Raw genomic sequence first — 9,406 nt, forward strand, 5'->3', positions numbered from 1 at the left:
GGTCTAGAATTGCCACAGCATCAAAATCATTAGCAGACCGATACTAGCAGCGATGGTGAGGACATAGAACTGGAATTGTCCGGGAATGCTATATTTGAGCCCTTCCCCACTCAATAGGGTCGCCAAACCGAATCCGTTTACCACCCCATCGATGACATAGCGATCGACCCAAGCACTGGCGGCGGAAATGCGGTTGACGAGAAAGACGACAGTGACATCGTAGAGGCGATCGATATAAAAATCGTAGGCCAGTAAATCCTGTACGGACTTCCAGGGCAGTTTGTAGGGTTGCTTGTCCGGACCGTACAGGTAGATGAACGAACCGATCGCCACCCCCAGTCCCCCAGATGCGATCGCCAGGGGGAAGGTGAAGTCTTCGATCCGGGCTTCCAGGCCGGAGGCGGGGACTTCCACCAGCGGCGCGGACCAACTCAGCAACAGTTGCCACTGTTGGAGCATCAGCGGCACCAACAGCGTCACGACGGTCATGGCGACCATCGGCAGGGCCATCGGCCACAGGACTTCCGGCGCCCGCCTGGTTTTGGGCTGGGTTTCTCCGGCGAACACCAAACCGAACACCCGGGTCAAACCCAAAGCCGTCAGAAAATTCACCAGCACCAGCAGCACCGCCAGCCACGGCGGCAGGCTCCAAAATCCGCTCACCCACCGCCGCAGCGTCCAGAACATCCCCAACGGCATCAGGGCGACCATCCCGGCGGCACCGACAATAAAGGCGGTGGTGGTGGCGGGCATCCGCGACCAGAGTCCCCCCATTTCCGTCATGTCCTGGGTGTTGGTGGTGAGGATAACGGAACCGGCGCTCATGAACAGGAGGCACTTGGCGATCGCATGGGTGAGCAGTAGCAGCAGGGCAATATCGACGTGATTTTGACCCACCGCCACGAAGACTAGCCCCAGATAGGCGCTGGTGGAGTGGGAGAGCGCCCGTTTGATGTCAATTTGTGCGATCGCCACCAGGGACGCCCCCACCGCCGTCACCGTCCCCAACACCATCAGCGTATCGGAGACCACCGGGGACAAAGCCAGGAGCGGCTGCAGTTTGATCAAAACGTAGGCGCCCCCCGCCACCACCACGGAATTCCGCAGCAGGGAGGCCGGGTTAGGCCCCTCCATCGCCTCATCCAGCCACAGGTGCAGCGGAAATTGGGCGCACTTGCCGACGGGTCCGGCGATCAGGGCCAACCCCAGCAGAGCCGCCGTCAGGGGGGGCAAGTTGTGGCTTTCCGACCACAGTTCCAAATCGGAGAAGTTCAGACTCCCCGCCACCGTCGAGAGGTACACCACCCCCATCAGCAACAGCACGTCCCCTACCCGCTTGGTGAGGAACGCATCCCGCGCCGCCGTCACCACCAGGGGTTGGGCGTACCAGAACCCGACCAGCAGATAGGTGGAGAGGGTCAGCAGTTCCAGCAAAATATAACTCAGCAGCAGGGAATCGCTCAGGGCCAACCCGCTCACCGCCGCCTCAAAAAATCCCATCAGGCCGAAAAATCGAGCCGTCGCCCAGTCTTTTTCCATGTATCCCAGGGCGTAAAGCTGGGCGACCAGGCTGATGCCCGTCACCAGTTCCACCGCCCCCAGGCTGACGGGGGAAATTTCCAATAAGAATGATAAATCTAAGCCCGCAGCGTCGAGCCATTGAATGGTTATTTGCTGTCTCGGCAGGTCCCAGGTGGCCCGGTAGATGACCGAACCGTGCGCGAATGCCGCCACGGTCATCAACAGATTAAAATAGGCCGCTGGCCTCGGCCCGGTGCGGCGGATCAGTCCCGTTGACCACGGCAGGGTCAGAACTGCCCCGATCAGGCCATATATCGGTATCCACCAACTTGCTTGTAGGAGGAACTCAATCATTTAAGTTAGATAAAGAAATATTAACTCTCAAATTAATATATCAGCATTTGCGTCCGTCTCGGAGGCGGGGGATGTCGAAAATCCCCCGGCGATCGCCCCCCACCTGTGGCGCGACCGGGGGATTTTTTGACCACAGTTTGGCACAAAAGTCAAGACAAATGGCGAAGAGATCGGCGGAATTATTAAGTTTTTTAAAAAAATCTTAATTTATATTACTAATCAATAAAAATAATAACGAATATGAGAAATTATAATGAAGATTAATATTGTCAAAGAACGCACAATTCTCCTATTCTTAAATTTGAGGGAGGTTGAAAACTTTTTTCGCAAAAGGCAGAAAGAATCCGTAGTCTGTGCGATCGCCGGACTCAGTGCGTAAGGCATTGACGCTCGGAAATTCTGTCTGTCCGTCATTAGGAGTTGTAATACGATGTCAATCGCTGTTGGAATGATTGAAACCATAGGCTTTCCGGCCGTCGTCGAAGCGGCGGACTCGATGGTGAAAGCCGCCCGCGTCACCTTGGTGGGATATGAAAAGATCGGAAGCGGTCGCGTAACGGTCATCGTCCGAGGAGATGTCTCCGAGGTGCAAGCCTCAGTCGCGGCGGGCATGGAAGCAATTAAACGAGTCAACGGTGGCGAGCTCTCGTCCACTCACATCATCGCCCGTCCCCACGAAAACCTGGAGTACGTTCTCCCGATCCGTTACACCGACGCGGTGGAACAGTTCCGGACCTACTAAATCGCCCGCCGGTCAGGCGACCCGACCCGATCGCCGGAAAGGTCGTACAGGAGTCAGCACCCCGCTCCGAAGAGACGGGGCTGGCAACCGTCGAGGAGATTGACGTGAGTTGCGAAAGTCCCGCCCCGAGATCGAGTCTCGGGGGATCGGCGCGGTGTCCGAGATGGCATCGCCGGAACGGGGGAGCGGACTGCCGTCGAGTACGACATCCGAGCGGGTTTTCAATCTTGAGATTCAGGAGTCAAAATCGACTATGGCCATTGCAGTTGGCATGATAGAAACCCTGGGGTTCCCAGCGGTAGTGGAGGCGGCGGACTCGATGGTGAAAGCCGCCCGCGTCACCCTGGTGGGCTACGAAAAAATCGGCAGCGCCCGTGTGACCGTCATCGTGCGAGGCGATGTTTCGGAAGTGCAAGCCTCTGTGAGCGCCGGAACGGAGTCCGTGCGGCGGGTCAATGGCGGGTTGGTACTCTCCACCCACATCATCGCCCGTCCCCACGAAAACTTAGAATACGTGCTTCCGATCCGTTACACCGAAGAGGTCGAACAATTCCGCGAAAGCGTCAGCGGCCTGCGTCCGCTGAACCGTCCGTCGCCGGGACGTCCGTGAGGCGGGTAAATGGGGGGTGAGTTTTCTCCACCCATATCATCGCCCGTCCCCACGACAACCTCAAAACATGGCTTCCGAACCATCGCACCGAAGCGGGCGCACCCCGGCGCGAAACCATGGGCAACTTGCGTCCCCCGAACCCTGTCGGGGCATCGTCTTCGCGCCTTCGGAGCGACTCTCAACCGTCAGTTATCCGAATCCTGTCACCCATTCCCCGCAAAACCAATGCAAATTGCCAGAGTTCTTGGCACCGTCGTCAGTACCCAAAAGGAACCCAGTCTCAGGGGGTCCAAGTTTTTGCTATTGCAACTCCTAGATGAACAGGGAGAGCCCACCGCCGAATATGAAGTTGCGATCGACTACGTGGGTGCGGGTTTCGATGAATGGGTCCTGGTGAGCCGAGGAAGTGCAGCCCGCCAAATGTCCGGAAGTGAAACACGTCCGACCGATGCGGCCGTCGTCGGCATTATCGACACGGTGACGGCCGGAAATCGGCAGATTTACAACCAAAGAGAGCACGGCCGCCAGGGCTGAGGTTCCGGGTTCCATCCCATCGGGATCGAACCCGGAAACACCTCCGTCCGGCGTCTCCCGTGCCCGAGTCCACCAACAACAAGTCAACCTTATAGAAAGTCGGTTAGGAGAAATCGAGTTATGGCAGTTCGCAGCCACGCGGCTCCTCCAACACCCTGGTCTAAAAACCTGGCGGAGCCCAAAATCGACCCCTCAGCTTACGTCCACTCATTCTCGAATATCATCGGTGACGTCCGCATCGGCGCCCACGTCCTCGTGGCCCCCGGCACCTCCATCCGGGCCGACGAAGGCTTCCCCTTCTACATCGGCGACAACTCCAACATCCAGGACGGCGTCGTCATCCACGGTTTAGATGAAGGGCGGGTCAAAGGAGATGACGGGCAATCCTACTCCGTGTGGGTGGGAAAAAATTCCTCCATCACCCATATGTCCCTGATTCACGGACCGGCCTACGTGGGAGATAACTGCTTCATCGGTTTCCGGTCCACGGTCTTCAACGCCCGGGTCGGAAACGGGTGTATCGTGATGATGCACGCCCTGATCCAAGATGTGGAAATTCCCGCCGGAAAGTACATCCCCTCCGGAGCCATCATCACCAACCAACAACAGGCCGATCGCCTGCCCGACGTGACGGATACCGACATCAAGTTCTCCACCCACGTCATCGGCGTCAACCAAGCCCTGGCCGCGGGCTACCAGTGTTCGGAAAACGTGGCCTGCATCGCCCCCCTCCGCAATGAGTCCCAGCGGGCCGGCAGCAACGGCGGGGGACGCGATCGCACCCGCGCCGACAGTGGCAATTCCGGCCTGCCCGCCGAAACGGTGTCCACCGTCAGCCAACTCCTGGGCCAGGGCTACAAAATCGGCACCGAACACGCCGACCCGCGCCGCTTCCGCACCGGTTCCTGGCGCAGTTGCGCCCCCATCGACTCCCAGAACACCGGCGAGGTGGTGTCGGCTCTGGAGGCCTGCCTGCAAGAACACCAGGGCGAATACGTCCGCCTGCTGGGGATCGACGCCAAGGCCAAGCGCCGGGTTCTCGAAGAAATCATCCAGCGCCCCGACGGTCCGGTAGGCGGGAAGTCCTCCAACGGCCAGGTGGCCTCCCAATCCGCCTCCCGTCAGGCTCCTCGGGCATCCGCGTCCGGCGGCGGTTCGGACTTCGGGCAGCAGGTGAGCCAACTGCTGGCCCAGGGCTTGAAAATCGGCACCGAATACGCCGATGGACGCCGCTTCCGCACCGGTTCCTGGCGCAGCGGCCCGAAAATTGACAGCACCCAAGCCTCCGCTGTCATGGCCCAGTTGGATGCGTTCATGAACGAGCATACCGGGGAATATGTGCGCCTGATCGGCATCGACCCGAAAGCCAAGCGCCGGGTTGTGGAAGAAATCATTCAGCGCCCCGACGGCAAGGTATCCCAAACCACCTCGGTGACGGCCCCCGCCGCCCCGACCCCCGCCCGCAGCGGCGCCGCCTCCGTCTCCCCGTCTCAGGGGAACTTGAGTTCCGAGGCGATCGCCCAAGTGCAGGGCCTCCTGTCCCAGGGCTACAAGATCGGCACCGAACACGCCGACAAGCGCCGCTTCCGCACCGGTTCCTGGCGCAGTTGCACCCCCATCGACTCCAACAACCAGCGGGAGGTGATCGCGGGTCTGGAAGCCTGTATGAAGGAACATGAGGGCGAATATGTCCGCTTGATCGGTATCGATCCGAAAGCCAAGCGCCGGGTTCTGGAGGAAATTATCCAGCGTCCCGAATGACGTAGAAACGCCGTCCACATTTCCAGAGGTTCAGACCGAATGTGTATGTCGCCACCGCATCACCCAGACCCGTCTTACTACGTGAGTGGCGATGTGACCGTTGACCCCAGTGCTGCCATCGCCCCCGGAGTGGTTCTCCGAGCCGATCCGGATTCTCAGATCGCGATCGCCGCTGGGGTCTGCATTGGCATGGGAACAATTCTTCATGCTCATCACGGTATCCTAGAAGTAGAGAAGGGCGCCTGCATCGGTGCGGGCGTGCTAGTGGTGGGAACTGGAAAAATTGGGGTCAATGCCTGCATCGGTTCCGACTCGACCGCCATCGATCCGGCCGTCGAAGCCCAGTATGTGGTCGCTTCGGGTTCCTTAATTGGCGATCGCTCGCGTCGGGTGGGGGCATCCTCCCCCGATATGGCGGCAGAACCGGAACCGGCAACAGAAAACCCGGAACCGGAACCCGAACCGGTAACAGAAAACTCGGAACCCGAACCGGCAACAGAAAACTCGGAACCCGAACCGGCCCGGACACAGCCGGCATCAGAACCCCAGACGCGCATGGGGCCGCAGGTTTACGGACACACTCAAATCAACGAGTTGTTGAAAACCTTGCTCCCCCACCGCCGTAACCCCATAACCCCCCCCAATTCCGGATCGCCTCCTTCGGGACTCTCGTAATATCAAGTTCCGATAATCAGTTATTGTATAGATTTTTGATTATCGAATCACAGAAATAGTTTGAAAAAAAACTATTTGAGCGAACGTGATATCGCCCCGAGCTTTGGAAGTGCGATCGCCAAACATCACCCGTCGAACCCCCCGACCCCCCACCCTTCTCCCGAAACACCGAGTCGGTCAGTCGCACGCGCTTGTTGGAGAAGAGACGAAACATGGACGAACACTTGCAAATATCCGTTCCCCAAAAAAGGAACATCGAGCCCGAATTCAAAGACGCCGCTCTGGGTCTGGTCTCGACCCGCAGCTTTCCCGCGATCGTCGGCACGGCCGATATGATGCTCAAATCTGCAGGTGTTCACCTCGTCGGCTACGAAAAAATCGGCAGCGGCCACTGTACCGCGATCGTGCGGGGCCGCATCGCCGACATCCGTCTGGCGATTCAAACCGGAGTGGACACCGCCAAACAATTCGATCAGTTCGTGTCCTCCCTGGTCATCGCCCGACCCCTCCCCAACTTGGAATACGTCCTCCCCATCGGCTCCCGCCTCTCCCAACTCGCCAACGGCAGCCACTCCCGCCTCAGCAACCGAGCCGTGGGCCTGCTGGAAACCCGAGGATTTCCCGCCATGGTCGGCGCCGCCGACGCCATGCTCAAAGCCGCCGATGTCTACCTGGCTTCCTACGAAACCATCGGGGCGGGACTTTGTACCGCCATCATCCGGGGGTCCGTCGCTGATGTCGCCGTCGCCGTGGAAGCGGGGATGTACGAAGCTGAACGGATCGGAGAATTGAACGCCGTCATGGTCATCCCCAGACCCCTCGATGACCTGGAACAAACCCTGCCGCTGGCCAGTTGTTGGATCGAAAAAGACGAGCCGCTGCAGTTGCCCATCAATATCAAACAGCCCGAAAAAGAAGTGATCCAACTGCCCGACCTCAAACAACTCTCCACCGAATCCGTGCCCATGGAAGAAAAGGAATCCGATCGCTCCCTGGAAACTTGGGATTAAATTGGTAATCGGGAGTCGTGCCAGACAAATCAGTTGATAATTGACAATTATTAATTGTTCCCCACACCCCACACCCGACACCCTACCCCCTAATTTCGATGAAAATTGCGATCGCACAACTCAACCCCACCGTCGGCGATTTGAGCGGAAACGCCGGACAGATTTTGGACGCCGCCCACCAGGCCATCGAGGCCGGCGCTCACCTCCTCGTGACCACGGAACTCGCCCTCGTCGGCTACCCCCCCCGAGATCTGCTCATCCGCCCCAGTTTCATCGAGGCGGCGGACACCCAACTGCGACAACTCGCCACACAAGTGCCCCCGGAATTGGCGGTTTTGGTGGGAACCGTCTTTCCCAACCCCGAATCGGGCCGTCAGGGCGGCAAACCCCTCTTCAACGGCGCCGCCTGGGTGATGGGGGGCAAAATTCAACAGATTTTTTACAAGCGGTTGCTCCCCAACTACGACGTTTTCGACGAATATCGATATTTTGAACCGGGGAAAAACTGCAACGTCGTCACCCTCCCGGACCCGGACGCCGACGCGCCGCTGCAAATTGGCGTCACAATTTGCGAAGATCTCTGGAATGACGAAGAATTTTGGGGACACCGCACCTACACCTGCGACCCGATGAAGGATCTCGGCGATCGCAACGTGGATTTGGTCGTCAACCTGTCCGCCTCCCCCTACCGCGCCGCCAAACAACAGTTGCGGAAATCCATGCTCGGCCACAGCGCCCGCCGCTACAGAATCCCCATTTTATACGCCAACCAGGTCGGCGCCAACGACGATCTGATCTTCGACGGGTGCAGCCTCATCCTCGACGGAAAGGGCGAGGTGGTGAAGGCGTTAGCCGCCTTTGAAACCGACTTTCAAGTATTGAGTTTCGATCGCACTTCTGCAGATACTCCCATCGTCGTCGAATCCCCCGAATCCCCCGCCAAACCCACGGACGATATCGACGAAGAAATTTGGCGGGCCTTGGTTTTGGGCGTCCGGGATTATACGCGGAAATGCGGCTTTTCTAAAGCGGTGATCGGGTTGAGCGGCGGCGTCGATTCCTCTTTGGTGGCCGCGATCGCATCGGAAGCTTTGGGGCGCGATCGGGTTTTGGGGGTGTTGATGCCCTCCCCCTACAGTTCCGAACACTCGATTACAGATGCTTTGGAATTGGCGAAAAATTTGGAAATCGAAACCCAAACCCTCCCCATTCAAGACGCGATGGGCGCCTTCGATCGCACCCTCGCCGACCTGTTCGCCGGGACGGAATTCGGCATCGCCGAGGAAAATATCCAATCCCGAATTCGGGGGACGTTGCTGATGGCAATTTCCAACAAGTTCGGCAACTTGTTATTATCGACCGGCAACAAATCGGAATTGTCGGTGGGATACTGTACTTTATACGGGGATATGAACGGCGGTTTGGCGGTCATCGCCGACGTACCCAAAACCCGAGTTTACTCGATTTGCAAGTGGTTGAACCGCGACAAAGGGCGAGAAATTATCCCCAAAAATGTGATAACAAAACCCGCCAGCGCCGAGTTAAAACCGGGTCAGGTTGACAGCGATTCTCTCCCGCCTTACGAAATTTTAGACGATATTTTGTATCGCCTGATCGAGCGGCACGAATCCTTAAAAACGATGGTCGAGGCGGGACACGACGAAGAAACCGTTAAGCGAATTATTCAGTTGGTAATGCGGGCGGAATTTAAGCGTCGTCAGGCGCCGCCGGGACTGAAAATCAGCGATCGCGCCTTCGGGACGGGGTGGCGGATGCCGATCGCCAAGGGGAAATATCTGTAGGGATGGCAGTCTCGGAAGCCCCCCTAACCCCCCAATTTTGGGGGGAACAAGAAAGTTGCTCCCCTCGCCCAGGATTGGGAGAGGGGCTGGGGGTGAGGGCGAGAGTATCGCACTAACATTTTATCCTCCACATCTCAAGGGAGTGGTAGAAAATCAACATTTTCATCCATAAGATACTTGAGGGTCATTCGCCTGCCTCATTGCATCTCTTTGGGCCCTTAATCGACGTATTTTTTCTGCCACTGGGGGTGGATTGCGTTGCTGCTCTTCCCGCATTCGTTCCGCCCACTCCAGCCAATCGGTCATATACGCATCAACGGCTTCTTTGTGGTGCAGATAATACAAGATCGTGGCGTAGACTTGCTCTAGGTTTAGAGACGGATAGGTGCTGGCAATT

Annotated in this window: 9 protein-coding genes; 7 read left to right on the forward strand and 2 right to left on the reverse strand. The window is 58.0% G+C overall.

The window, feature by feature from the left end; translation table 11 throughout:
* Positions 1 to 3: 3 nt before the first annotated feature.
* The gene (locus AC0QHF_RS21600) at positions 4 to 1,875 is read right to left on the reverse strand and encodes an NAD(P)H-quinone oxidoreductase subunit F (protein ID WP_324706313.1); all 1,872 of its coding nucleotides are present in this window, start codon (positions 1,873 to 1,875) and stop codon (positions 4 to 6) included.
* A 430-nt stretch (positions 1,876 to 2,305) separates the two neighbouring features.
* On the opposite strand from AC0QHF_RS21600, the gene AC0QHF_RS21605 reads away from it, so the two are divergent.
* The 7 genes from AC0QHF_RS21605 (at position 2,306) to AC0QHF_RS21635 (ending at position 9,009) form a co-directional block, all read left to right on the forward strand.
* Positions 2,306 to 2,617 carry a carbon dioxide-concentrating mechanism protein CcmK gene (locus tag AC0QHF_RS21605; RefSeq protein ID WP_324706314.1) on the forward strand — a complete coding sequence of 104 codons (312 nt, stop codon included), beginning with the start codon at positions 2,306 to 2,308 and terminating at the stop codon, positions 2,615 to 2,617.
* A gap of 253 nt (positions 2,618 to 2,870) precedes the next feature.
* The gene (locus tag AC0QHF_RS21610; RefSeq protein ID WP_324706315.1) at positions 2,871 to 3,227 is read left to right on the forward strand and encodes a carbon dioxide-concentrating mechanism protein CcmK; all 357 of its coding nucleotides are present in this window, start codon (positions 2,871 to 2,873) and stop codon (positions 3,225 to 3,227) included.
* Positions 3,228 to 3,452: 225 nt separating this feature from the next.
* A complete protein-coding gene (locus AC0QHF_RS21615; RefSeq protein ID WP_324706316.1) occupies positions 3,453 to 3,761 on the forward strand; it encodes a EutN/CcmL family microcompartment protein in 309 nt (102 codons plus the stop codon).
* A gap of 120 nt (positions 3,762 to 3,881) precedes the next feature.
* Positions 3,882 to 5,522, forward strand: coding sequence for a ribulose bisphosphate carboxylase small subunit (locus tag AC0QHF_RS21620; protein ID WP_324706317.1), 1,641 nt, complete (start codon positions 3,882 to 3,884; stop codon positions 5,520 to 5,522).
* A 45-nt stretch (positions 5,523 to 5,567) separates the two neighbouring features.
* The gene (locus tag AC0QHF_RS21625; protein ID WP_324706318.1) at positions 5,568 to 6,197 is read left to right on the forward strand and encodes an LbetaH domain-containing protein; all 630 of its coding nucleotides are present in this window, start codon (positions 5,568 to 5,570) and stop codon (positions 6,195 to 6,197) included.
* Between the two features lie 212 nt (positions 6,198 to 6,409).
* The gene (locus AC0QHF_RS21630) at positions 6,410 to 7,207 is read left to right on the forward strand and encodes a carbon dioxide-concentrating mechanism protein CcmK (RefSeq protein ID WP_324706319.1); all 798 of its coding nucleotides are present in this window, start codon (positions 6,410 to 6,412) and stop codon (positions 7,205 to 7,207) included.
* Positions 7,208 to 7,305: 98 nt separating this feature from the next.
* Entirely contained in the window at positions 7,306 to 9,009 is a 1,704-nt protein-coding gene (locus tag AC0QHF_RS21635; protein ID WP_324706320.1) for an NAD+ synthase, read from the forward strand.
* Between the two features lie 162 nt (positions 9,010 to 9,171).
* On the opposite strand, the gene AC0QHF_RS21640 is transcribed toward AC0QHF_RS21635, so the two are convergent.
* Positions 9,172 to 9,406, reverse strand: a 235-nt coding sequence (locus AC0QHF_RS21640) for a DUF433 domain-containing protein (RefSeq protein ID WP_324706321.1), incomplete at its 5' end; no start/stop codon positions are given.

Source organism: Lyngbya sp. CCY1209 (assembly GCF_055795065.1).

Excerpts from the sequence above, each read along its gene's own strand:
- AC0QHF_RS21610 (WP_324706315.1), top strand. The coding sequence starts at position 2,871 with ATGGCCATTGCAGTTGGCATGATAGAAACCCTGGGGTTCCCAGCGGTA.
- AC0QHF_RS21615 (WP_324706316.1), top strand. The coding sequence starts at position 3,453 with ATGCAAATTGCCAGAGTTCTTGGCACCGTCGTCAGTACCCAAAAGGAA.
- AC0QHF_RS21630 (WP_324706319.1), top strand. The coding sequence starts at position 6,410 with ATGGACGAACACTTGCAAATATCCGTTCCCCAAAAAAGGAACATCGAG.
- AC0QHF_RS21625 (WP_324706318.1), top strand. The coding sequence starts at position 5,568 with ATGTCGCCACCGCATCACCCAGACCCGTCTTACTACGTGAGTGGCGAT.
- AC0QHF_RS21605 (WP_324706314.1), top strand. The coding sequence starts at position 2,306 with ATGTCAATCGCTGTTGGAATGATTGAAACCATAGGCTTTCCGGCCGTC.
- AC0QHF_RS21620 (WP_324706317.1), top strand. The coding sequence starts at position 3,882 with ATGGCAGTTCGCAGCCACGCGGCTCCTCCAACACCCTGGTCTAAAAAC.
- AC0QHF_RS21600 (WP_324706313.1), bottom strand. The coding sequence starts at position 1,875 with ATGATTGAGTTCCTCCTACAAGCAAGTTGGTGGATACCGATATATGGC.
- AC0QHF_RS21635 (WP_324706320.1), top strand. The coding sequence starts at position 7,306 with ATGAAAATTGCGATCGCACAACTCAACCCCACCGTCGGCGATTTGAGC.